General features: G+C 40.9%; 18 protein-coding genes. 4 read left to right on the top strand and 14 right to left on the bottom strand.

Going from position 1 to position 25,175, the window contains the following annotated elements:
* Positions 1 to 11: 11 nt before the first annotated feature.
* The 4 genes from ACSLUH_RS04335 to ACSLUH_RS04320 all read right to left on the bottom strand — a co-directional run bounded on the left by ACSLUH_RS04335 (position 12) and on the right by ACSLUH_RS04320 (position 2,789).
* A complete protein-coding gene (locus tag ACSLUH_RS04335) occupies positions 12 to 446 on the bottom strand; it encodes a GNAT family N-acetyltransferase (protein WP_448564971.1) in 435 nt (144 codons plus the stop codon).
* Positions 447 to 699: 253 nt separating this feature from the next.
* The gene (locus ACSLUH_RS04330) at positions 700 to 1,086 is read right to left on the bottom strand and encodes a VOC family protein (protein ID WP_448564969.1); all 387 of its coding nucleotides are present in this window, start codon (positions 1,084 to 1,086) and stop codon (positions 700 to 702) included.
* A gap of 55 nt (positions 1,087 to 1,141) precedes the next feature.
* A complete protein-coding gene (locus ACSLUH_RS04325; RefSeq protein WP_448564967.1) occupies positions 1,142 to 1,945 on the bottom strand; it encodes a helix-turn-helix domain-containing protein in 804 nt (267 codons plus the stop codon).
* Positions 1,946 to 1,991: 46 nt separating this feature from the next.
* Complete coding sequence (locus tag ACSLUH_RS04320) at positions 1,992 to 2,789, bottom strand: LytR/AlgR family response regulator transcription factor (protein ID WP_448565219.1); 798 nt, start codon at positions 2,787 to 2,789, stop codon at positions 1,992 to 1,994.
* A gap of 462 nt (positions 2,790 to 3,251) precedes the next feature.
* Here ACSLUH_RS04320 and ACSLUH_RS04315 point away from each other — a divergent pair, with 462 nt between their 5' ends.
* Positions 3,252 to 4,538 carry an acyltransferase family protein gene (locus ACSLUH_RS04315; protein ID WP_448564965.1) on the top strand — a complete coding sequence of 429 codons (1,287 nt, stop codon included), beginning with the start codon at positions 3,252 to 3,254 and terminating at the stop codon, positions 4,536 to 4,538.
* A gap of 93 nt (positions 4,539 to 4,631) precedes the next feature.
* Here ACSLUH_RS04315 and ACSLUH_RS04310 read toward each other — a convergent pair whose 3' ends face one another.
* The 7 genes from ACSLUH_RS04310 to ACSLUH_RS04280 form a co-directional block, all read right to left on the bottom strand.
* Entirely contained in the window at positions 4,632 to 5,789 is a 1,158-nt protein-coding gene (locus ACSLUH_RS04310) for an iron-containing alcohol dehydrogenase (protein ID WP_448564963.1), read from the bottom strand.
* Between the two features lie 315 nt (positions 5,790 to 6,104).
* The gene (locus tag ACSLUH_RS04305; RefSeq protein WP_448564961.1) at positions 6,105 to 6,959 is read right to left on the bottom strand and encodes an RNA polymerase factor sigma-32; all 855 of its coding nucleotides are present in this window, start codon (positions 6,957 to 6,959) and stop codon (positions 6,105 to 6,107) included.
* A gap of 9 nt (positions 6,960 to 6,968) precedes the next feature.
* Positions 6,969 to 7,277, bottom strand: a complete 309-nt coding sequence (locus ACSLUH_RS04300; RefSeq protein WP_448564959.1) for a hypothetical protein — start codon at positions 7,275 to 7,277, stop codon at positions 6,969 to 6,971.
* Between the two features lie 440 nt (positions 7,278 to 7,717).
* Positions 7,718 to 8,722: a DUF4340 domain-containing protein gene (locus ACSLUH_RS04295; protein ID WP_448564957.1), complete on the bottom strand. Its 1,005-nt coding sequence runs from the start codon at positions 8,720 to 8,722 to the stop codon at positions 7,718 to 7,720.
* A 10-nt stretch (positions 8,723 to 8,732) separates the two neighbouring features.
* Complete coding sequence (locus tag ACSLUH_RS04290; RefSeq protein WP_448564955.1) at positions 8,733 to 11,660, bottom strand: Gldg family protein; 2,928 nt, start codon at positions 11,658 to 11,660, stop codon at positions 8,733 to 8,735.
* Positions 11,650 to 12,588 (bottom strand): ABC transporter ATP-binding protein, encoded by a 939-nt coding sequence (locus tag ACSLUH_RS04285; protein WP_448564953.1) that lies wholly within the window; start codon positions 12,586 to 12,588, stop codon positions 11,650 to 11,652. Before ACSLUH_RS04285 ends, ACSLUH_RS04290 begins: the two co-directional genes overlap by 11 nt.
* A gap of 441 nt (positions 12,589 to 13,029) precedes the next feature.
* The gene (locus ACSLUH_RS04280) at positions 13,030 to 15,000 is read right to left on the bottom strand and encodes a BCCT family transporter (RefSeq protein WP_448564951.1); all 1,971 of its coding nucleotides are present in this window, start codon (positions 14,998 to 15,000) and stop codon (positions 13,030 to 13,032) included.
* A gap of 253 nt (positions 15,001 to 15,253) precedes the next feature.
* Between ACSLUH_RS04280 and ACSLUH_RS04275 the strand changes: the two genes are divergently transcribed.
* From ACSLUH_RS04275 to ACSLUH_RS04265, 3 genes are all read left to right on the top strand, one after another.
* The gene (locus ACSLUH_RS04275) at positions 15,254 to 17,941 is read left to right on the top strand and encodes a TonB-dependent receptor (protein ID WP_448564949.1); all 2,688 of its coding nucleotides are present in this window, start codon (positions 15,254 to 15,256) and stop codon (positions 17,939 to 17,941) included.
* Positions 17,942 to 18,043: 102 nt separating this feature from the next.
* Positions 18,044 to 20,026 (top strand): tetratricopeptide repeat-containing sulfotransferase family protein, encoded by a 1,983-nt coding sequence (locus ACSLUH_RS04270; RefSeq protein ID WP_448564947.1) that lies wholly within the window; start codon positions 18,044 to 18,046, stop codon positions 20,024 to 20,026.
* Between the two features lie 192 nt (positions 20,027 to 20,218).
* A complete protein-coding gene (locus tag ACSLUH_RS04265; protein WP_448564945.1) occupies positions 20,219 to 21,901 on the top strand; it encodes a SulP family inorganic anion transporter in 1,683 nt (560 codons plus the stop codon).
* Between the two features lie 127 nt (positions 21,902 to 22,028).
* On the opposite strand, the gene ACSLUH_RS04260 is transcribed toward ACSLUH_RS04265, so the two are convergent.
* The 3 genes from ACSLUH_RS04260 to ACSLUH_RS04250 form a co-directional block, all read right to left on the bottom strand.
* Complete coding sequence (locus ACSLUH_RS04260) at positions 22,029 to 22,604, bottom strand: class GN sortase (protein WP_448564943.1); 576 nt, start codon at positions 22,602 to 22,604, stop codon at positions 22,029 to 22,031.
* A complete protein-coding gene (locus tag ACSLUH_RS04255; protein WP_448564941.1) occupies positions 22,594 to 24,672 on the bottom strand; it encodes a marine proteobacterial sortase target protein in 2,079 nt (692 codons plus the stop codon). The genes ACSLUH_RS04260 and ACSLUH_RS04255 overlap by 11 nt, the downstream gene beginning before the upstream one ends.
* A 128-nt stretch (positions 24,673 to 24,800) precedes the next feature.
* On the bottom strand, positions 24,801 to 25,154 hold the full coding sequence (locus tag ACSLUH_RS04250) for a transporter substrate-binding domain-containing protein (RefSeq protein ID WP_448564939.1): 354 nt from the start codon (positions 25,152 to 25,154) through the stop codon (positions 24,801 to 24,803).
* Between the last annotated feature and the right edge of the window lie 21 nt (positions 25,155 to 25,175).

Raw genomic sequence — 25,175 nt, 5'->3', positions numbered from 1 at the left:
GATAAACAGAATTAACGTATACTATTTCGCCTTAATGAATAAAAAACCTCGCATTCATCTTTCAGTCCTTCTCGAGTCCATCCTTGCAATTTATAAAACTTATCGCCTCTAGTATTTGCGTCTGTGCTTAGGGTTATTTTTTCAGCCCCTTGTTCAAACAGCCATTGACTCGCTAGTTTTATTAGCTCCTTACCTGCGCCAATTCCTTCGAACTCTGGCTTAACAAACAACGCCCAAATAGAAGAATTTTCTCTATCAGCATATGAAAAACCTATAATTTGGTTACTTTTCTCACAAACCCATCCACTACCGAACTTCTCAAGATAGTCTTCATACATTTGTAATGTCACTAAACTCGGATCTGAAAGAACATTTTCAGAAACCGAAAGCCTGATTTGGGACATTGCCGCGATGTCATCACTATTGGCTTTTCTAAACCTCATCATACGCCAAAGCTCCTTAATAAAATGCGGTCAAACGACCAACTTTTCGACTTTACCAAACTATGATGTTAGGTGGAACAAAATTAGAAATATCATTAAATAGTGATTATCTTGAAGATATGCAGAGATTAACTTTTAGGCAATCTCTGCATAGTGCACTAGTGATATTTTTTGACTAATCATTAACCAAGTTCATTGAATAGCTATTGCTTAATACCAGCTAGCAGCAGTTTTCCTATTTTTACGCTTTCCTTGCTCAATCGACGTGTTGAACAATATCAATTCTAAACCCGTCAGGATCAGTTACCATAAAATGTATTTGCCCCCATACTTCTTCTTTTAGCTCCATCGCAATGTCCAAGCCCACATTCTTTGCTTGATCATAAGCCAGCGCGGCATTCTTAACCTCAAATGAGATGACATAGCCGTCAGGTGACATTAACGAGTGAAGAAATTGAGGCTGCGATGGATGGTTGGGCGATAAAAATCCAAGCTGAATTCCTGAATTAGGTGAAACCAGATGTAAATAAAAATTGGGATCATAAAAAACCGCATTGAAACCAAAATATGACTCATAAAACAGTTTAATTGCTTCCAGTTTCGATGACACCATTACTGGAAACATTGCATCTATCTCAATCATTGACTTTTCTCCTAAATGTATAAGTATGCTTAGGAGTTAGTGTGACTTAACAATGCTACGAAGAATTGTACAAAACGGACATCTTCCAAAAATTTTTGGGTGTCATGCCAGACAGTCTTTTAAACTCTTTAATATAATGTGATTGATCATAATATGGCCCGTAACAAGATATTTTATCAGGTGCTGTTCTAAGCAACTTAATGGCTCTTTGAAACCTGATCACTCTAGCGAAGTCTCTCGGGCTCACACCTAAATATAGCTGACTTAAACGCCGAAGCTGCCTGCTTGATAAACCAAACTCCATGCACTGTTCGCTAGACAGGTTAATGTTAGACGTCGAATTATGATGACAATACTGGATAAAACGTACCACCCTTGTATCAAAAACTTGAGCGGACATATAAGAAGAAAATACCTGAGACACCTGCTGACAACGCTCTTCAAACAATATTGTGTTATTAAGATGCTCAAATACTGCTTCAACAATAAAGCTTGGCAAAATATCAGAAGCGTTGATGGCATCGTCATTTCCCCATGCACCGACTGGAATACTGCATAGTCCTTGATGTCCGAGAATGGTAAACCTGACGCCAAAGTAAGTCGCGGGCCCAGAAATTTCGTAAACAATCGGCGCTAAAAATGGCCGAACAACAAAATTGTCTTCGAAGCAATTCAAGTTGATCACCCAGTCAACACAGTTATCCGGAATACTATGATAGTTAAACCTGCCGTGAGGAACATTAAGCTGCCAAAAGCTATTTACCCAGTTACTCAAAGGTGGAGTGGACAATTGCGCTTGATAGGCGTCCATATTGTCGACATGACCTTGCATTGGATCAAAGTCTACATTCAATTCCATAAAATATTCATATTGTCGAAAATTCAGTATTTATTTAAACAATCAGCTAGGTGAGTAGCTCTTTAAATGCTTCTTTATAACGCCTTGAAAGATTTAGCACTTTGCCCGTGTTTAATTTAACTTCGCTGTCACCACTCGGCAGTGGCGTAATAGAGTCAACACAATCCATGTTAATTGCCGCGGAACGATGAATACGACAAAAACCTTTTGATTCAAGCTGCTTTGATAATTTTTGTAAGGTTGTTCTCATTGGATAAATCCGTCCTTTACTATGCAAATTGACATAATTACCAGACGATTCAAGCCACTCGATATCTTCAACCCTAAGGATAAACTCTTTGCCTAGTTTTTTTACCAATAGGCGATCAAAACTCGGACTGATTGCCTCTTCGCCTTCCGAAACTGGATTAGCTTCTCCTTGCAGGCGGCTAACAATAAAGCCATAGGCTTGGATTAGAACAATAAAAAAGCAAAAGCTCCATAAATCTTTACGGTATTCGTATAGCAGTTCGTAGCCGATATCACCAAAATCGTAATTGCCTGCCATCAGTAGATAGATCAACTCACGAAATATCACCATTAAACCAACGTGACAAAGCGAAAAAATAATCGAAGCAATAAAATATGCGACAAGTGAGCGTTTGATCGCTTGCCAGTTGAAAGGGTATCTTTTTAAAAGTTGTGCGACTAATGGAAATAACAACAGCGATGCAAACCCACTGGTATATTCCCAAACAAAAGGTTCCCACAAATCAAATGGCAATAGCTTATCATCACGCTTAGCTTCCATGATCACCGAAGTGGCAATAATCGTGGCATTAATAAAGAAAAAACAAAACAGCATTAATACTTCGTAGCGAAGTTTGTATTGTTGAAAATGAGCAAGACGTGACACTATTGTTTGTTCCTTATACCAATTCCATTAAGTATTCAATCATTCAGTGGGTGCTATAAAGGCTTTAAGCGCGGCGAAGGTATGCAGGCATAGTCATTCTATGTCAAGTACATTCAACAAAGCAAAAAGTCTTTATAACCCCATCAAAGAAGCTTTCCAGAAGTTCCTTTTCTTTGTTAACGTAATTTGAAAGGTGTTAAACATTCCTGCATTTCGTTGCCTTGAAATGAAACTTCTGGTCAAGCTCTGAAAGACTTAGTATTTATTGGAGTTGGTATTATTAATTCTTAAAAACTTTCATCACACTATACCACCACTTATCCCTAACCTTTGTTATTTCAACCTTTTAGGCATTTAATTAATACCATTTTCCGTGATGATAATCCCATATTAACGCATTGGAAAAGGATTATGTATCTCAATAAACATCACTCATTGCTCGCTAATGTCCTGCGACTTTTTAAGCCCTCTACCATCGATATGCCGGCTAGGCGCTATGATTTAGATTGGCTGAGAATTACAGTATTTGGGTTATTAATATTATTCCACACTGGTATGTTTTACACCTTAAACTGGGGATGGCATATAAAAAGTGACTATCGTTCACAATGGCTAGAGACCGTGATGCTGACCATTGAGCCATGGCGAATGGCAGTGCTTTGGGTAATCGCCGGCATCGCTATTCGTTTTGTTATGGCAAAAGTATCTGCCGGACGTTTTATTGTCATGCGCAGTATCCGATTATTGCTGCCCCTATTATTTGGTGTACTCGTTATCGTGCCGCCACAGCTTTATGTTGAAATGACCTATAATGGTGACTTGTCAATGAGCTATTGGCAATTTCTTCGCGAGTTTTTCTCCACTGACACGACAGTTTTCGCCAAGTACAACTATGGTATTTGGCCTCATATCGATGTAAACCATTTGTGGTTTATTCGCTCGCTATGGCAATACTCTTTAGTAATTTTATGCTTACTTCCTCTGCTAAACAGCCGTTGGGGAACTGCCTCAATGCAATGGCTGTTTAGGCAACCAGGGATTATTGCGCTTGGCCTTGCTGTCACTCCGTTATTTATTATTCAGTTAAATTGGGGCATGGATGAAGTAAGGTATCCTGTCGGTTTTACCTTGATGATCTATGGTTATCTGATCGGTTGGGATCCGTTATTTTGGCAACGTGTTAAAAGTAATGGCTTAATCTTGTTGGTAAGTTTAATTATCGGTTATGGTGTTTTTGCTGTCTTTTATAACCTCGTTTGGTTAGATGTTATCCACGGCACCAGTAATCACCCTCAATGGTTAATTTCACTAGGGTTATTTAATTACAGTTTGTTAAGAGTCTTAGGGGCACTCACTGTTTTTGCTTTAGCAGCAAAGTATTGGAACAAACCTTCCACTAAGCTAAGTTACTTTAACGATGCAGTTTACCCATATTTCATTCTTCACCAAACCTTAATTATTGTGTTCGGGTATCACTTATCGTCTTTGCAACTTGGTCCTGTGTTAGAGCCTCTTCTCCTGATCAGCCTGACAGTTTTAGGGTGTTATTTAAGTTTTGAAGTAATTCGCCGCAGCAACGTATTGCGCCCACTCTTTGGTTTATCGATGACCGGCTCATATAACTTGCCATTAAAACGCCTTGGTTATGTAAGCGCTTGCTTACTTATTACACCAATTGGTTTGGAGATATTACTTTAAGGTGATCATGAAAAAGCCATGCTCTCGGACATGGCTTTTGTGTTTTCTACTATGCTAACGACTTATACCAATTGAAATAAAAGGTTAACCAATTCATAGTGCCATGGTTAGAATTTCTCGACTCACTTCTGGGGTTATATCGCCATGCTCTCCTAATTTAACCATGCCATGCCTAGTCAAATTATCGATTAAGTGGGGAATGTCATTCTTTGTTAAATTAACCTCTGATAATCTAATCGGCACCTGCATGGTTTGAAAAAACTGCTCGGTTTTGACGATCGCTTGGTCGATACGCTGCTCATCACTTCCTTCAACAATACCCCACACCCGCTCTGCATATTGAAGCAACTTCGTCGCCTTTGCTTGCTTTTTCACCTTCAGCAAAGCAGGTAAAACAATGGATAAAGTACGAGCATGATCAATACCATGTGCGCCTGTCAGTTCATGGCCTATCATATGTGTCGCCCAATCTTGCGGAACACCTGCACCAAGCAAACCATTTAGTGCTTGCGTTGCCGACCACATAATATTAGCCCGAACATTTAAATCTTCTTTGGTTTCTGCCGCTAGTGCTTTAGGGCCTTCTTCAATCAGCACCCTTAACAAGCCTTCGGCAAATTGGTCTTGTACTTTACCACTGACATCGTAGGTGAGGTATTGCTCAACGATATGGACAAAGGCATCAACTACACCGTTACCAATTTGGCGATCAGATAAGCTCAAGGTTACGGCAGGGTCTAAAATCGCAAATTTCGGTCTAACCATTGGACTACTAAACGCTAACTTATCTCCATCGCGAGTAACGACTGAATTTCCGTTAGATTCACTACCTGTTGCAGGTAAAGTCAATACGGCCCCTATGGGCAAGGCTTCGCTGAAATTGGCTTGTTTGGCGAGAATATCCCATGGATCTTCCCCTTGAAATTTTGCCGCCGCAGCAACAAATTTAGCGCCATCAACAACCGAACCTCCCCCAACGGCCAGAATGTAGTCAATATTTTGAGCTTTAACCAGTGCTACTGCTTGCATCAAGGTATCGTAGCTTGGGTTGGGCTCAATCCCTGAAAACTCGCACCATTGATAACCTGCGAGCGCGTTAGTTACCTGCTCATAGACGCCATTGTTTTTAATTGAGCCTGTGCCATAAAGCATCAAAACGTTAGCATTGGCAGGAATTTCATTAATAATATGTCCGTACTGATCCTGACCAAAGTGGATCGTGGTTGGATTTTGGTAACTAAAATTTAGCATGACAACTTCCCATGATGAATAAAATCAATTAAAACAGTATAACGTGAAAGTAAAGTGCCAAGATCAATAAGATTGGCCGTTATATCGGATCAATAAACTATTTAGCCTCAGGTTTGTATAAGAAATAGCTCGAATACAATAAAATCAAAATCTTAGCTTTGCTGTGACTTTCTAGCGCGCTACTTTTTACGTAATTCAAGGTGTATTGTTGTAGGAATAGCCCGCTATTTCACAACAATATAACGCAGAATTTAGTAAAATAGGCGTTAGAAATGCATTCCTTATACAGAGCTGAGGTTATTTACGCTATTGATATTATTGCTCAACCAGTTCAGCTCTTAACTTAGATAACGCCTTTTGTTCTATCTGACGCACTCGTTCTTGCGAAATACCGTATTTGTCTGCTAATTGTTTATGGGTTGTTTTGTCCTCATTCAACCAACGTTGAGTAAAAATGTCGCGACTACGCTCATCTAACCTTGCGATCACCGTTTTGGCTTGAGTGAACATTCTTTCAGTAAAGTCGTCTTCGATAACTTGCTCAATATTGGTATCCGCCAAGGCGTTTTGCAATTCTTTATCGAAGTAACTATCACCGTCATTGTCTTGTTGAGTAGGCAAACTCGTCGAAAGATCAGTTTGATAAAGTTGACTTTCCATATCACTGACATCTTCGATGTTAACTTTAAGCGTAGCTGCTACCTGTTGCTTTTCTTGATAGCTTAGCCACTCTTGTTTGCCTTTTAAGCGCCGTAAATTAAAAAACAGTTTACGTTTAGCTTTGGTCGTTGTTGCTTTAACTAGACGCCAGTTACGGATCACATACTCTTGTATTTCAGATTTAATATAGTGAATAGCAAAGCTGGTTAACCGGACACCAACATCCACACTAAATTTACGCACAGACTTCATCAGGCCAATGGTGCCTTCTTGTACCAAGTCTTCAATAGGCAAACCATAACCTTTAAAGCTACGGGCAATATAGGCAACAAAGCGTAAATGCGATAGCACTAACTGATGAACCGCTTCAAGGTCATTATGTTGATGAAAGCGCTCAAACAATTCGCGCTCCTGCTGTTCACTCAATAGTGGAATGGTGTGAACATAAGACATATACGCGTTAAAACTTAGTGTGCTATCAGCTTGTAATGGCATAAGTTGAGTAGACATAATACCTCCTTACGCTCGCACTGGTGCCGTTAACACATAGGCTAAGAATCTTTGATTAAAATGGCGTTCTCCGGGTAATAACGCTAAGACCTGACGTTTTAACTTACGCTCATAACTTGATTTAGGCGTTGGTAAAACAATCGATTTGCCTGTTACAGACAACCGCTTTTGTTTAGTGGCTAACGGGGCTTGGTTCGTCGTTTCTTTTTCAAGCTGGCTTTGCTTACTTATGCTTGTTGCTGATACACCTAAAGCCGCAACCACAGCAACTAAAATAATGAAAGGTTTGATGATGGAACGTTTAATTGAAGTCATCATATATCCTCTGTAAAGCAATATAAAACAAGTTCAATGGGTCAAGTCTTTTACCAATATCTCGCACCGCACTGTTTGTGCTGTCAATTGGTAGGTTATACCAATTAGCTTAAATATTTGATCATTCAGCGAGAATTAAAAGGCTTAGAGGCAAGGCATTGATTGTAGGTAATGGTTATTCCCTTATCACAATCAATAACGATGCATATAGGCCTTTTAAACTCGCCCTTGGGAGCTTGTCAGGAAAGTGATAACTTAACAAATTGCTTTGATGGAGAATGCTACACCCGCATCAATTTGCTTTGTTCTAATTTCCCTGACATAGCTCTGAACTGACTAAATATTTAGATAATTGGTATTAGACCTCGACACGCTATTATCAGTTCCTAAAATAGGGGCTGGTATAAAAAATCCAACCCCTTTTTTTAATTTTTTTTGTTTTTTTATTCGCTGTTACTGTCCTCGCTTTGTGCAGAATCTATTTCACGAGTTGAATCATCATTTACGGTTTGATTTGATGTCTCATCTCCTTCTTCTTCTGTCACTTTTGCAACATTTTCTTGATAAAATGAATCAAAAGAGACATCAACAATCTGCTGGTAAAGTGGTTCAGTTAACGTAAACCATGGCGCTATATCATCACGTTTAACCAAATAATGTTCATCTTGCTGAGCAAATTGATAATTGAAAGTGCGACCTTCACTATCAGTGACTTTGATCGTCTCGATATCAGTCAACTGCGTCGCATCAACAGCCGCAATTTCAGTTACCGATAAACGATTAAAACGTTCAACATATTCACTAACTTGTTGACCATCAATTGCTGGTTGTTCAGCGCTTGCGATTACGGAAGAAAATTGCCACTCATCGTCAACTTTTTCAAGCGCTAACTTAGCTGAACTAACCGCGCTAATATCATTTAGTGCCAATAGGTTGCGATTAAACCACTGTTCTGGTGTTACCCCCAGTTCAAAGCTATTAAACTCAATGACATATACGGCATCGTCATCATCTCGTCTAACGTATAGCTGCTTATAACTTGGCGAACTTCCCAGATAAAGGGTTTGCGATTCTCCTGACTCATCCAGATAACTAATTTTTTTCTCAAAGTTATCTTCCGATACTTTAAAGCGCTGATGGCTGCTTTCAGTCGTGGTGATCGGCCAAGTCACTTGCTTTGCCGTTAACGAATCAATGAGCGTTTTGACTTTGCTAGCAACCAAAGGCAAGCTTGGCTGAGATTGCAATTGCCAATCATCAGCCGACTTTTCCAAAGTAAGTGTTTGATTAGTGGTGCTAATCGTGACCGCCGTTAACTTGGTTTTATCCACTGCTAATAATACGCTAGCGACCGCTTGATCCTTGTTGGACGATGGTATTGTTAACAATGCAGCGATAATCAGCTGTGTTACTAATAACGCCGTCAATATTGTTACAGGTTTAGTCATTTTTACTCTCCTACTGTGCCAGCCACGATAAATAATGACGTTGTTTAGCTTTTTGACGTTGGCGTTGCCAAACCGCCAACATAACAATCATCAATAGCGCTGCTCCATAGTTGCTATACTCCCAGAATAATTGCTCGCTATGCTCCATTGGTGGCATGGTACGGTTAAAATTACCTCGCGCACGAATACTCATCAATGCTCGATCCTCTAATGACCAATCAATGGCATTAGCAATTAACTGAACACCATTTAGGTACTGATCTTGTGTGACACCGCCACTAAGTTGCATCACTTGATCTTGCAGAAAATCATTTGAGCTAAACAAGATAATTCGCGCACTGTCACTCGAATGCTTAATAACACTTCCAATATCTAGCGCCTCATTTTGCGCAGTTTCACTGGCCTCCTCGTCTTTCTCTGCTGTTTCACTCTCTTGAGTGGCTGACAACAATGGCGATGATTTATCAGCGAAATAAGAACTAAATCGGCCTTGTGCAATAACACCGAGTAAATGCTGACCGGTTTCACCTTCTGCTAGGTAGCTTGCTTGCCCTTGCGCATCCACTTTTGGCATGACATCCAAGGTAGACGATGTCCATGCTTGATCAGAGCTCTGTAATAACGGGGTAAAATCAATCGTTCCGCTTTGACTTGCGCTATTGAAATCAGCACCATTTACACCATTAACCGTGATGGGAGACGCCCATGCCATCGTTAATTGCGGCAGTTCAGAAGTAATTAAATTCTCTTGGTTTAGACCCGTTCGGATGTCAATAAAATAGGGGTAGTCAAGCATGCGCATTTCTTGAACCTGAAAGCCCCCTAGGTTGCGAGTAACAGGTAATGGGAAAGCGGCATTGCTTGGATCCATCACCAGACTGTTATCAATCGTTAGCCCATGGTGACTTAACCAATCTTGCAACCCACTGTTCACCGGCGACATTGACAAACTGCGGTTGGTTAAATTAACACTGTAAGGTGATGTTGCAGCAACAACGGTACCTCCCTTCATTAAGAATTGATCAACTGCAAACACTTGCTTCTCATCCAATTCCTTTGGAGCCAATAACAACAATATATCAGCATCACCAGATACCGAACCATCCGACAAATCTTCTCGTTGAATGTTTAACTCAGCACCCAATAAACTCTCTAGCTGACTAAATTGCGCGTTTGGCATACCATAACCACCATAAGGTGAACGCTGTGGCGCAACTAATGCCACAGTTTTTGTAAAGCCTGTTGCAAAACGTTTAATCGCGGCATCTAAATTACGCTCAAATGCGGCTTCACTAAAATCATCTAATGGAATTTGCACAACTTGATCTGCCAAAGATAACGTCATGTAAAAATAAAACGAATCTTGTGACAGCAAGCTAGTCGCCATCGGTTGAAAGCCATAATCCTCGGCGATTTTTTTGGCTATCGCACCATTATTGGCTTCAGGTTCAACAAACTCTACCGTTAGCTTACCTTGTGCTTTTTCACTCACCTGTTGAACAACGCGGCTGAGTTCATTTTTAAAATCAACCAATTGCTCTGGTAGCTTAACGTCTGCAGAAATATAGCCAGTGAAGGTTAAGTTGTCTTTTACCGTATCAAACAAGTTCCCTGCGCTTTGGTAACTTTGCAGCACAGATTTAATCGCGCGAGTGATGTCGTGCTCTGGATTACGAAGCAAAACGTCTACATCCGCTTCCGCACGGGCATTAACCTCGATTAGGTCTCTAAAGCCTAGCACCTTGTATTCATCGCCATATTGCACCAGTACATTGAAGTAAGAACTGACAATAGACGCTTGATAACGGTCCGCCACTTGAAACGGCATCGGTTTAATCGCGTATTTGCTATTCGCTTCCTCTTCCAGCTCGGGATGTTGCTGAGGGTCGATGAACTCTACTCGCACTTGCCCGTCACTCACGACTTGATATTCTTGCAACAAATCTTTGATTTGAGGAACCAATGGCGCCAACAACGGATGAGTTTTCTCACTAAAATAGCCACGAATTAATAGCGGCTCTTGAATTTGCGCTAAGTAGCCTTTGGTCGCATCAGAAATTGAATATTGCTTACCTTCAGTTGAATCCCAGCGAAGTTGTGGTAATTGCCCCAACCATAAATTAGCCACCAACGCATTAGCGATACCTAAAGCTGCTAATGCGTGCCATTTTTTGTGACGAACATTGCCTCGCTCGCTTATCCAACGCTCTTGTTCTAAAAACAAGGTATTAAGCACAAGGAAGACCAAAACCAACGATAAATAATAATACAAATCTCGCACATCGAGCACGCCCCGAGTGATATCATCAAAGCGCGACCCTGTGCCTAATTGTCTCAGTAACTCAGCACTTTGATGACCAAAGAAGTCGGTCAAGGCTGGTGTACCTATCGCATAAAACGCACCACATATTGCTGCAGCGACAATTAAGCTGACAATTGGGTTATCGCTTTTAGCAGAAACCGCCAAACCAATACTGAGATAAGCGGCCCCTAAAAGCAATACTGCCAAGTATCCCGACAAAACCGGCCCCCAATCTAAGCTACCTAACACGCTCACTGTGATCGGTAACGGCAAGGTAAGTAACAGCGCTAAAGCAAGTAACACTAAGCAACCTACAAATTTACCAACGACAAAATGCCACAAGGGTACAGACAAGGTATGGACATATTCAATGGTGCCTGTTCTTCGTTCCTCACTCCACAATTTCATGGTTAATGTTGAGCACAAGAAAATCAGTAGTACTGGCATCCATTCGAACATTGGACGCACATCAGCAATGTTGCGAGAGAAAAACGCTTCTCCCCAAAAAAATACAAATAAAGTAGTTGCAATAAAAACACTTAAAAACAGATAGGCGACTGGCGAGGTAAAGAATAAGCCAACTTCTTTTTGTGCAATTCGCCAAATAGTAGACTGCGCTGAATGATTAGGCTGCATTGGCGACCTCCTCAGAGACAACATTTTGCTCGTTTAGTTGTTGGAATAAACTTTCTAAATCACGTTTTTCTGGATATAACGCAAATAATTTAAAGCCTTGATTAATCAAACTTTGGCTAATATCAGCACTAATAGAGTTGATAAATTCATGCTTAGTTACCTCGAGCTGCCATGATGTATCATCGACCTTACTCACCTCGCTGACTCCGGATATTGCTTCGAATACTTTCGAATCCTGACAATCAGTTTTTACCATAATATGTTTGCTGTTCTTTAACGCTTCTAGCTTTTCATCAACCAACAATTTACCTGCTTTTATAATCAAGACTCGATTACACAAGGCATTGACTTCTTGCATGATGTGGGTCGACAAAATGACCGTTGCTTGTTGTGCAATATCTTTAATGAGTGCGCGCATATGTTGGGTTTGTTTAGGATCAAGACCATTAGTGGGCTCATCCAAAATGAGCAGTTTAGGTTTTCCTAAAATGGCTTGAGCAACACCAACGCGCTGTTTGTATCCTCGAGAAAGCGTTTGAATTGGCGCAAGCAATTTTGCTTCTATATCGGTTGCCTTGATCACCCTTTTGATTTCATCTCGTTTGTCATTCGCATCTAAGCCTTTTAAATCAGCAGCATAATCGAGATACTCTGCAACAGTCATTTCTGGATAGACTGGTAAATTCTCTGGTAAATACCCTAAATGTTTTTGCAATAACTTAGGGTGAGAAGATAAGGCAATATCATCGAGAGTAACTTCTCCGTGATCCGCTTCTAAATAGCCACTGATCATCTTCATAATGGTGGTTTTACCGGCACCGTTATGCCCTAGAAGACCAATGATTTCGCCTTTTTTAATTGAAAAACTCACATTATCGACAGCTACGAAGTCACCATAGCTGCGAGTTAACTGACTCACATTTAACATGGTCGTGCTCCGAACTAATTAATAATTGCTGGGTATTTTTTGAATATTGTGAGAGAAATTAAGCTTAGGTAAATTATTAATAAACATACCACTAGCCTGCATGATAGGTACATTCGAGGTATACATTGTTTAATTCTCCATGGTTGCCGGGAACATTCCCTAAAAAAACAAAATATCTAACGAACGTTTTTTTGATAGGGATTGAGCATTAAAAATTCAAGAGTGTAAAAGAAATTTTTTCTCTCAAAATTTTGACAAAAAGGAAGATTTAAGGTCGATTAGCCTTAGAATTTTTTATGCAACAGCGCATAACACTGATAAAAACCAAGCAGCATTAGCGTTACTGGAACGGTTAAAATGAGAACATGCTAATGCCGCTAGTTTTATAATTAGCCATTGCTCGAAAGGTCTTCTGCCATGCAATCGCCAACGCTGAGAAAATTACCTCAGTAGATGTAAGAAATGCAGATGTTTATGGTATTGATCGATTGCATCATTGATCACCGCATGTTTTGACCAACTCATAATGTCATAGTCTTGGCCACCTTCAGCTAGATGAACTTCTGCCCGATAGTAATTTTGTTCAAGCTCATCGTCTTCTTTTGCCTGCTCTGTATCCACCGGCGAGAAGTCGGGTTGAATGTGCTCTTTTATATGAACGGCATAAATAAAATCATGTTCATTACCGTGATTTACTTTCAGTTGAACCAGTTGCGTCTGCACTTCAAGAGTGGCGCTCAAGCCATTTTGATTAAACTGCTCAACCAGTTCAGTTAAGGCAGGTTCAACCGTTTTGCCAATAAACGCACGCACATTGGCTTTATTGGGAAACTCAATAATGTTATGCAAACGCTCTCGCCAATCTTCTTTCCCTTCATTAGGCGTGTGCGGTAAACTTTGCACTAAATGGCTAATTTTTTTCGCTTCTTCAACCTTGAGCGCTTTCATTAACCCAGTGATTGCGATCAGCAAAATAATCGCAAAAGGCAAAGCACTAGCAATTGTCATGGTTTGCAGTGCGCCTAACCCACCCGCTAATGTTAAAATAATCGCAACGACACCTACGCCAATCGCCCAGTAAAGTCTCTGCCAAAGCGGTGTATCACTGTTACCATGTGAGCACAACATATCAATGACCATTGCACCAGAATCACAAGAAGTGACAAAGAAAATCACTATCATTAAGACAGAAATAAACGACAATACTTTCGCATACGGAAAGTTTTCGAGAAAAACGAATAAAGCAACCGAGGTATTATCATTGACCATGTCACCTAGTGCTGTAATCCCGAGGTCGTGCACCAGTGAGATAGCGCTATTACCAAATATCGTCATCCATAACAGGGTAAAAGCTGTTGGTATTAACATGACGCCAAATATGAACTCTCTGATGGTACGCCCTCGAGAAATCCTTGCAATAAATAACCCGACAAACGGTGCCCATGCTAACCACCAGCCCCAATAAAAAATTGTCCAACCGCCAATCCAGTCGGTTTTACTGTATGCAAACAAATTAAAAGTATTGCGAACAATATCAGATAAATAAGCGCCTAAATTTTGCACATAAGCTTGCAACAAAAAGACGCTCGGCCCTAGAATAAAAACCAGTAATAGCAAGGCAATTGCTAAGATCATATTGGCTTCTGATAGGCGACGAATTCCCTTGTCTAAGCCAGTGGCAACAGAAACGGAAGCCAATGCAACGATGGCTACCATAATAATAATTTGATTTATCGTCGAAACATCAAGTTCAAACAAATACTCAAGCCCTGAGTTAACCTGTGATGCGCCTAACCCTAGAGAGGTTGCAACGCCAAAAACAGTGCCTACTACCGCGAAAATATCAACAATATGGCCGTGCCATCCATAAATTTTCTCACCAATTAGAGGATATAATGCAGAGCGTAACGTAAGCGGTAACTGCTGGCGATAACTAAAATATGCTAAAATCAGTGCGACAATGGCATAGATTGCCCACGCATGAACACCCCAATGGAAAAACGTAATTTTCATTGCTTCTTTAACTGCTGCTAGTGTGCCTTTATCTGCCGTTGGCGGCGCTAGATAATGCATTAACGGCTCTGCAACACCAAAAAACATTAACCCTATCCCCATACCAGCGGCAAAAAGCATCGATAACCAGGTTGAATAGGAATAATCAGGTAGAGCATGATCAGGGCCGAGTTTAATATCACCATAACTCGAAAAACCCAAGTAAATCACAAAAACGAGAATAGCCGCTACCGTTAGCACATAAAACCAGCTGCCATTATTAACAATTAGTGCTTGGCTATCTGAAAACAATTGGTTGGCCGTCTCAGGGCTAAGTGCGGTAAAAACAAGTAAAATAATGATCATCACTGATGCACTAATAAATACTTTTTTATTTAATTTTGAGTTTACCTCTGTCACAACATTCCGCCCAAATCATTAGAATACATCTTATTAAAAACACCTCAATAATAGTCGAATACGAATTATATTGATAGCACCAAAAAATCCTAAACCATCAAAAGACCCGACATATATTGATGAAAAATCAAATTTTATTAGCTTTTTTTTGGTTTGTTTTTCAGAAGTACGTTAAACTAATTACAATTCAATCAATTAAAGATAGATAAAGCACAACATTAATAATTCGTATTAAAACAAAAAAGGGTGACCCATGTATCAAACAAACCGAGTTGCACAAGCGATTGCCTATGCTATCGGCACACTAACCTCTGCTTCCGTTCTGGCTGAAGCTCCCGAAGAAAAAGCCAGTAAAATTGAAACCATTGAAGTCACAGCAACCAAACGTGTTCAAAGTATTCAAGAAGTACCGGTAGCAGTGTCTGCATTAAGTGGTGATGCCATGGAAAACTTGGGCATTGATAACTTTCAAGATTATGTCGAATTTCTTCCCAATGTGGTTTTCCAAGGTACCGGCCCTGGTCAAAATGAAGTGTACATTCGCGGTGCAGCGACTAGCCAAACAGGCATTGCCGTTTCATCTGTGCAAGCGTTACAACCCTCGGTTGCGATTTATTTAGACGAGCAACCAGTCTCAATGCAAGGACGTAACTTAGATATCTATGCTACAGATATCGAGCGTGTCGAGGTCCTACCTGGGCCACAAGGCACCTTATTTGGTGCAAGTTCGCAAGCAGGTACGGTAAGACTTATCTCTAAAAAGCCTGAGCATTATGGTTTTGAAGCGGGATTTGATATCAACACCGGTTTTACTAAAGGTGGTGATATTAGTAATGCGGTAGAAGGCTATATTAATTTACCTTTAACAGACGAGTTGGCATTTCGTGTTGCCGCATACTCAGATCACCAAGGTGGATGGATTGACAATGTAGAGAGTATACCTGGCGAAGGCGGCTATATTGGTAGCCCAGTTCATTTAGACCGCATAGCCCCAGGCTGGGGCAAGCTAGCCGATCCTGCTAATACCGATACTGTCGCGCCATTAAATGGTGATCTCGTTGAAGATAACTTTAATGATGCTACCTACGCAGGCGCTCGCTTTGGTCTCTCTTATTTAATCAATGATGACTGGAAATTCTTAGTACAACACACCGCACAGTCGCTAGAAAGTGAAGGGGTGTTTGCCTACGACCCTTCTTATGACGATGAAGAAAGCACTAGTCGTTATGTACCAGAAACCAATCAAGATACCTTTGGGTTAACCACTTGGACACTTGAAGGTCGAATGAATCAATTAGATATTGTTTATGCGGGTGGTTATCTGGATAGACAAATTGATGCTACCGTCGATTACACCGGCTATACCAATGGTGGTGTTTTTGCGACTTACTACGCCTGTACTTATGCGGCCGAGCCAAGTGAACAAAAATGCTACGACCCAAGTGGATATTATAAAGAAGACACGAAAGTAAAACGTTTTACTCAAGAACTGCGCTTTAACACCTCTGCAGAGAAAAAGTGGCGAATCACCGCTGGGATTTACTTTGATGAACAAGAACTGGGTACCATTGGCCAATTTGAACTTGGTTCTTCTGGCAAATTCCCTAACGGAGTCTGGGGCCCAGATGGCGTTACCGTAACTGGTGAAGGAACCAATAATGACGGCACACCATTTCCTCAAGAAGTCAGTTTTGTTAATGATGTGACCCACGAAATTAATCAGATCGCGGTATTTGGCCAATTTGAATACGACCTAACCGACACTGTCACCGCAAGTATCGGGGCACGTTGGTATGAAATAGAAGATATCTATACTGGTGCAACGACGAGCGCCAATGACGGCGGAGTCACCAAGCAAATTCGTGCTTTAGGTGGCTCAGACCAAGACATTCTAGATTGGTATGGCGATCAAGGCCAAGCCGTGCTTGATGCTATTGCTTCAGGTCAACTGGAAAACGACTTATTAAATTCTGATGGTGTACTTAAAGTAGATGATACCATTTTCAGGTTATCAATTAATTGGCAAGCCACTGAAAATGTCATGTTCTTTGCCAACTATTCTGAAGGTTTTAGACCGCCAGTGACAGCAAGGACCGGCGCGCAATTAGCCAGTAACCAAACACCAGGTTCCGCATTTGAAGGGTATCGCATTCCCGTTTATTCACTAACCGATACCTTGGAAAACTATGAGCTAGGTATGAAAGCGGACTTTTTTGACCATGTCCTTCGCGTTAATTCAACTGCATACAGTTCTGAGATTAACGACTTACAAACGTCACGCTTTGACCCAACCAATATTGCCTTCTTCTACTTCACCGATAATGTGGGTACCGCCGAGATTAAAGGGATTGATACCGATATTATGTGGCTGGCGACTGATAACTTAGTTATTAGCGCAGCATTTAGTTTGCTTGATACAGAGATCACCGAGCTCAATGATACGATGGTGAATCTATCAGCTCCTGTTGGCAGTGCCTTGCCCTACTCGGCAGATTTTTCTGGCAATATTAGAGCACGTTATTTCTATGAATTAGAAAATGGCTGGGAAGGCTATGTTAACGCCTCAATAGCTTACACAGGTGATCGTTTATCAGGAATGTTTGCCAATGCCTACGTTTCTGAAGATACCCATCATCTGGTGTATGGCACAGGAACCGGTCTAGAAATTGAACAAGAGATTTCGGCAAGTCATTATCAAGGTGTAGAATTTAACGATAGAAACGGTAATGCCTTTGCTGGTGGGCGTTATGTGGCCAAATCCTACTCTCTTGCAAATATAGCTTTTGGTGTTACCAATGCTGAATGGAAAGCTGAGCTATATATCGACAACCTGTTCGATAAACGAGCTCAACTTTATATTGATGAACAGCAGTTTACACCAAAAGTGGTTACCAATAGACCAAGAACCATAGGTATTCGTTTTTCATACGACATCTTGTAAATCAAGTGTTTGATCGATAGCCTAAGATCAGTCAGCCGAGAAAGCCTCATCTTGGTTGACTGATTTTTTTGTTTATTAACCAGTTAACTACGTTGTCCACCTATGTCGAAAACGCAAGAAAATGCGCTTAAAGAATTAACAACCCTATTAAAATCGGGGCTATTTGCGCCGGCAGAAACGCAGGCAAGCCAATTACTTGAGCAAGCAAATTTACCAGCAGAAGAAAAATTAGAATTACTTTATATGAAAGCGGTCGCATTACGCTATCTTGCAAGGTATCAGGATGCCTACCAAGTACATGATCAACTGTTAGTCTTGCAAGCAAATAATGGCCGAGCCTTTCAGGAGCGGGGCTATTGCCAACTTGCCGAAGAGCAAATAGATCAAGCACTTATCGCTTTTCATAAAGCCGTAGAGCACAACCCTGCACTTATTGCTTCATGGCAAAAAATTGTTGAGTTATTTCACGCACAGCAGCACCCAAGCTACGCTGCAGCTCAACAACAACTTGCTCAATTAAAAGCTTTGCCAGCGCCAGTATTAGGCGCCATGGATTTAATGTATGAAGGAAAACTGCATAAAGCGGAGCATGTATGCCGTACATTCTTGCAAAAACATAAGCACCAAGCCGATGCCATGTGTTTATTAGCTGAAATAGGCTTGCAATTAAAAGTATTTGATGACGCAGAGTTTTTATTAGAAAGCTGTGTCACCCTTTATCCGAAAAATGAACATGCAAAAGCATTATATATCAATGTGCTTAACCGGTTAGGAAAATTCAAGCTAGCTGCTAAACACGCCGAAGAGTATTTGAAAACCTTTGATGTTAACACTTCAACAGCAACCACAGTTAAAGCGACATTAGCCCATTGCTATGTCAGCCTAGGTAGAATTGATTCTGGAAAAGCGATTTATCAAACCATCATTGAAGAACAACCCAAACGAAGCGGTATTTATGTTCAGCTTGGTCATACCTTTAAAACCGCTGGCGAGATAGAAGAAGCGACCAAAGCCTATCAACAGGCGTATCAACTGAAGCATGATTATGGTGATGCATATTGGAGCTTGGCAAATATCAAAACTTATCACTTTAGTGATGCCGAACTTACCAATATGGAAAAAGTACTGCAACAACCTGATATTGCAGTTGAAGACAGTATTCATATTGCATTTTCATTAGGTAAAGCTTTTGAAGATCGTCAAGATTATCAACGCGCCTTTAAATACTATCAACAAGGAAATGCACAAAAAAAGCAGCAATTAAATTACCAAGCAGATAAATCAACCGAATTAATTAACCAACAAATCCGTTATTGCACACCGGAACTTTTTCAGCAGCAGAAACACGCTGGAGCAAAAGCTGCAGATCCAATATTTATTGTCGGCTTACCACGCGCGGGATCAACATTACTAGAGCAAATATTAGCATCACACTCGCGTATCGATGGCACCATGGAGCTGCATAATATTTTAGGCTTAGCGTTAAAACTTCGCGGGCGAATCGTAAGTGGAGAACCTCAATACCCTAAAAACTTATCTGAGCTGAGCGAACAACAGCTTCGCCAACTTGGCGAAATGTATATAAATGACACGCAAGTATATCGGCAAAATGCCCCTTTGTTCATTGATAAAATGCCAAATAATTTTATTCATATCGGATTAATTAAGTTAATTCTTCCTAATGCCAAGATTATCGATGCCCGACGTGAGCCAATGGCGTGCTGTTTTAGTGGCTTTAAACAATTATTTGGTGAAGGGCAAGATTTTAGCTATGGCCTTACGGATATCGGAAGATATTATAAAGATTATCTGCGCTTAATGGATCACTGGGAGCAAGTCCTTCCCAATCAAATATTGCGAGTTCAACACGAAGAACTCGTTAATGATTTCGAGGCGCAAGTTAAGCGTATTCTTGACTATTGCCAAGTACCATTTGAACAAAACTGTCTTGAGTTTTACAAAACCAAACGAAACATTCATACCCCTAGCGCTGAACAAGTGCGTCAACCTATCTCTAAAAAGGGGTTAGATCAATGGCGTAATTTTGAACCATTTTTAGGTGAGCTCAAGCAAGCATTACGTTAAACCAACTTAACCTCAGCTTTGTATAAGAATTAGCAAGAAACCGATAAAATGCAGAGCTTTGGTTAACTATACCCCTGATAAATAAAGGGGTATACACTTTACCTAGCGTTATTTTTTTGATCTTTTATATACTCAATAATTGTTCTTTTTGATAAAATTAACCAATTTGAATAATTTTAGGGATGCTGAACTGTGCTGGGTGATCGTTTTAACGATATAAATCTCAAAGGTGATATATTTGGTGGTGTAACCACCGCGGTTATTTCATTACCATTAGCCTTGGCTTTTGGCGTAGCCTCAGGAGCTGGTGCAGAAGCTGGCCTTTGGGGTGCCATTCTCGTTGGTTTATTCGCAGCACTTTTTGGTGGTTCTTCTACGCTGATCTCTGAACCAACCGGCCCAATGACGGTTATTATGACCGCTATTTTAACATCAATGATGGCCAAATACCCTGAATCAGGGTTAGCGATGTCATTTACCGTCGTAATGATGGCTGGTGCTTTCCAAATATTACTCGGCACCCTAAAGCTAGGTAAATATGTCACTTTGATGCCCTACAGTGTCATTTCAGGCTTTATGTCAGGTATTGGCGTAATACTGATAATTTTACAATTATCACCGCTTCTAGGACATGCCGCTCCTGCAGGGGGCGTCATTGGTACCCTTTCCGCATTACCTAATATTTTAACCAACATCCAATTTGGAGAGTTGTTTTTAGGGGCGATAACCCTAGCCATTTTATTCTTACTCCCACAAAAATATCGCAGGTATGTGCCAGCTCAGCTCATTGCATTAGTGGCCGTAACGATTATTTCAGTGATTATATTCGATACAGACAGTATCCGACGAATTGGAGAAATACCGGTTGGTTTACCTTCAATCGTTTGGCCAACGTTTACGCCTGAAATGTTTATGACCATGGTGGTAGATGCTTTAGTACTTGGTACACTTGGGTGTATTGATACCTTATTGACTGCTGTTATCGGTGATTCATTAACTCGTAAAGAGCATGACTCAGACAAAGAGTTACGAGGTCAGGGTTTAGCAAATATGATTTCTGGCTTATTCGGTGCATTACCAGGTGCTGGTGCCACCATGGGCACAGTAACCAATATTCAAGTAGGTGCACGCTCGCCGCTAGCAGGTGTTATCAGAGCATCAGTTTTAGCGTTAGTCGTATTAGTTGCCGGGGGGCTGACCGAGCCGATCCCAATGGCGGTATTAGCAGGCATCGCCGTATACGTTGGTTTTAATATCCTCGACTGGAGTTTTATTCAACGCGCTCACAAAGTTAGTATGCAAGGTATGGCGGTCATGTATGGCGTTATGTTGCTCACCGTCTTTGTTGATTTGATCATCGCTGTCGGCCTAGGTGTTTTTATCTCTAATATCATTATTATTGAGCAATTGAGTAGAGCGCAAGCAAGGCAAGTGAAGGCCATTAGTGACGCGGATCAAAATACCGTACCATTAACCGATAGTGAGCGCAGTTTACTTGACCAAGCTAATGGTCAGGTGCTGTTTTTCTATCTATCTGGCCCGATGATTTTTAGTGTTTCAAAAGCGATTTCACGTCAGCACAGTAGTGTTGGTGACTATCAAGCGATGATATTGGACCTAACTGATGTACCTATGATTGATGTCACCGTTGGACTGGCCTTAGAAAATGCAATAAAAGACGCCATTGACGCAGATTGCGAAGTATTTTTATTGTGCCCAAATCAACAAACTCGTCAGCAACTGGAAAAATTTGAGTTATTGGATATGGTGCCTCAAGGTAATACCTTTTCTTTCAGGTACGAGGCTTTGCAAGCCGCACTTTCATATGTACAAAATGCAAACCCTGCATTGACACTTGAGCGTGCTGATTTTTGATGTACATTTGCAGTAAAGCGCAACACGCTCTAAGCATTTCTGACAGTATATAACGCCTCTTAATAGCCTGTCGCTTAGCAACAGCGACAGGTTACATTTATAAAATCGATAATCATGACCACATGGGTTAAACCTGTTCCTGATCACCGAGACGTTTCGCTTTGATGATATAACGCTCGTTACCACCAGTTGCTGTCGAGTTAAATGGATAACAGGTAATTAATACCAATCCTAACTCCAGCTCTTCATGGACTAGGCTCTGCTGGCTTACATCAATAATCTCAATGGCTTCGACTTGATAAAGCTGACTGCGGCCATTAGCGTCAGCTAAGGTTATGATATCTTTCATTTTCACCTCAGAAAGGAAACTAAAATGACTATCGTTATGTCCAGCGACGACAAACGGTTGACTTGAGGTCATTTGATTAAATGGCGCTACTGCACCAACAGAAAACGCTAAAGTGGTAGGGTCGCCACCATTTAGTACAATGAGCTCACGATCAAGGCGATGAAATGTCATTTGCACTAACGCTTGTGTATCTGCCCAAGGCCAAGGTGGCTTCACTTGACCTGTTTGTTTAAAATGCTGCCAACTTTTTCTAATAAGTTGCTCTGCAAGCAATGCCTTCGCTGGTATCCACAATGATTGAGCAACTAAACCAATTGCCACCAACAAGGCTATAAATCGACTGTTAAAACGCATATTGCGATTTAGCCTTCCAACGCCACGCAAGCACCAATAGCAAGAATATCAGTGAATAAATTAGCTGACGCTGCCAGCCTAGCGCTGTTTGTGGGATAGTTATTGAACGACTATCGCGACGCAGAGCCAGGTTATTCTTCGCAATTTGGTTTGATTGCCATTCATCCTGCTCTATCGCGATAAAGCTCGTATACGGTGATAACACTTGATGGCGAAGTGAAGTTTCAAGCACCGCTGACTTTACTTTCGCTGGTGCTTCACCTGTGATAAGGCCATCAAGTAGGTCACTGATTTTCTTTCGCGCCCACAAGCTTGAGATCCCACTAGCGGTTTTATCTGTTTGGGTAAGCAGGTGTTGAGACCAATGGTTATTGGACATATCGCCAACAACCTCTACAGAGTTAATTGGTAAACTTGATTTTATCGCGACTTGCAGTGGTCGTTGCGCATAAAGATCTGGAATGCGTTTAGGATAAATCTCAACATTATGATCAATCATATTGTCCAAATAAATGTTGATATCGGTTAATACTGGCTGGCTGATTTTTTTCATCAACTGCGTCATTCGACGATTCACTTCATCAAGATGTTGAATATAGACAAAGTCCCCTCGACCAAATTGCGCGGCTTTCCTCATAAAGTAACCATTAGGAGCTTGTCCAATACCAACGGTAAATAACCTGCTATTACCAATGGTGGTTTCGATAAGTTTTGCCAATTGGAACTCATTTGATACCGCACCATCGGTAATGAAAATTATTTGTCGTAAGTTTTGCTGAGTGAGTGCTTGCTTTTGGGGCATAGTTAACGCGCGCTGCAGCGGTCGATACATTTCAGTACCGCCATCCGCGCGAAGTCCTTCAATAAATCGATGAGCTACAGTTAACGACCGATTAGTAACGAGTTGATTCTGCGCAAACAATTGCTCAAAATCGCTATTAAAGGCAATAATGTTAAAACTGTCTTGCGGCGTAAGTAGTGATAAAGCTTGTTCAAGACTGGCCTTAGCTTGAATGATTGAGCGCCCTTGCATAGAGCCTGAGGTGTCAATAATAAAAGTAATATCACGCGCAAACAGATGTTCTGGTTTAGTGTTCGGCGGGAAAAAAGTAAATAATGTAAAATAGTCCTCTCCGACTTGTTCACTAAACTGGCTTACCAAAGGAAGTTCGGAAGCTGAAAGTCGCCATTCAATGATAAACGTTTTATCTGCTTTGACCTGATGCTTTGCCAAGCTAACGTTAAAAGCACCCTGAGTTTTGTCGCTGGATTCAACAATGATGGCATGAGAGGAGCTCGCGATATTTTCAATAGGCACGCCACTGTTAAGATTGACATTAACCATAGCGATGCTATCCGCTAACGATGAACTCAGAGGGGAGAGTATTTCACTATTAAGATAAGCTGGTGAAGATGTTTGATCAAACGGCTGGTAACGAGTGGTCATTGCCAATGGTAAAGCATAGCGAAAATTTCCGTCCTGAAAATCAACCGCGTTGATAAAGCGGATAACCACCTCAATGGTTGATTTAGGTGGAATATTGGCGATTTTATTGGTGAACAAATTAGCCCGTTGCTGTTCAACTAAACTAGCCTTGCGACCTGCATGCTTTGCATTTAGGTAGGCTTTTTTTGCTGCCTCTTTTTCCATGACTTTGCCAACGATTACGCGTTCGCCAATCATGACTTTTAAATAATGAACGGCACCGTCCTCAGGTAAAGGAAACTGATATTTACCTTCCATGGTAATATCGTAAGGATTTAGAAAGACTTGCTTAATTTCGGTATAAGCAACCAAGCCATTGATCTCTATACTGGCTTGAATATCGACAGGCAAAGCACTACGCATGTTAGGGTTTGGATGATCAAATACCAGTTGCGGGCCATGTATTAAGTTGTTTTGCTTGATTGATTCACTGGCATAGGCAAGCACACCGCTAAATAGCGCCAGCACTAATAGCATCAATAACGCTTTAAAACGAATTGCCCTTTTTTTACGTCGTTGTTGTTGATAAAAGTAACTCTCTCGATAGTCGGTAAAATAGTCTCTTTTTTTAGCCCTGGTCACTGGTCACACTCCACCTTGCTTAAGATAATAACTATTTCAGCAAATGAAAACGCCAAGCCAGAGACAAAAAAATGGCAATGTGGCGATCAATTATGACCAATTATGGCAAGGTGTTAGCCAACGAGAGATTACTCAGATGTTAGGTAATGTTCCAAAGTTTGCTGATAAACACCATTCTCTAACAGTTTTTTTAGCGCTTGCTCAATGAGTGCTTTGTTTGCACTTAACGGAGACTTTTTAGAAACGGTCAAATAAGAAAAATTACCTGGCCCTGGTTGGTAGTTAGCTCGAACGAGCTTTACCGAAGAATCAATTTGCTTAATCACATGATCAAATATGATCGCAGAGCCAATAAAGGTATCAATACGCTTGTGAATAAGCAATTGCGCTAACTGCTCTTCATCATTAACGACCATTTTATTGAGTGCATCATCATGATCAAAAGGCTCAAAATAACTGGCCCCTCGTTTTACACCGATCACTACTAAGTATTAAAAACTTAA

It is taken from the genome of Thalassotalea ganghwensis, from assembly GCF_053485795.1.
The sequence above is the reverse complement of the archived record's forward strand: the minus strand, read 5'-3'. Positions and strand labels throughout refer to the sequence as shown.